Source organism: Streptomyces populi, assembly GCF_002911015.1.
In the GTDB taxonomy this organism is placed as follows: domain Bacteria; phylum Actinomycetota; class Actinomycetes; order Streptomycetales; family Streptomycetaceae; genus Streptomyces; species Streptomyces populi.
In genome coordinates, this window is record NZ_KZ627116.1 from 1 (window position 1) to 502 (window position 502).

The 502-nt window shown below is 66.3% G+C and carries 1 pseudogene; it reads right to left on the bottom strand.

Annotated features, from left to right (window positions below):
• Nucleotides 1-502, bottom strand: a pseudogene (locus tag CW362_RS42970) (glucose-6-phosphate isomerase); the annotation flags it as partial.

A 502-nucleotide genomic window follows, 5' to 3' on the forward strand; every position in this document is an offset into this window, starting at 1 on the left:
CGAAGCCGATGAAGTCGGCGGGGATCAGCTTGGTGCCCTGGTGGATCAGCTGGTAGTAGGCGTGCTGGCCGTTGGTGCCGGGCGTGCCCCACACCACCGGCCCGGTCTGCCACCGGACCGGGTCGCCGTCACGGTCCACGGACTTGCCGTTGGACTCCATGTCCAGCTGCTGGAGGTAGGCGGTGAACTTCGACAGGTAGTGCGAGTACGGCAGCACCGCGTGCGACTGCGCGTCGTGGAAATTGCCGTACCAGACACCCAGCAGACCCAGCAGCAGGGGCGCGTTGGCCTCCGCGGGAGCCGTGCGGAAGTGCTCGTCGACCAGGCGGAACCCGTCCAGCATCTCCCGGAAACGCTCCGGACCGATCGCGATCATCAACGCGAGACCGATCGCCGAGTCGTAGGAGTAACGCCCGCCGACCCAGTCCCAGAACTCGAACATGTTCGCCGTGTCGATGCCGAAGTCCGCGACCTTCTCCGCGTTCGTCGACAGCGCCACGAA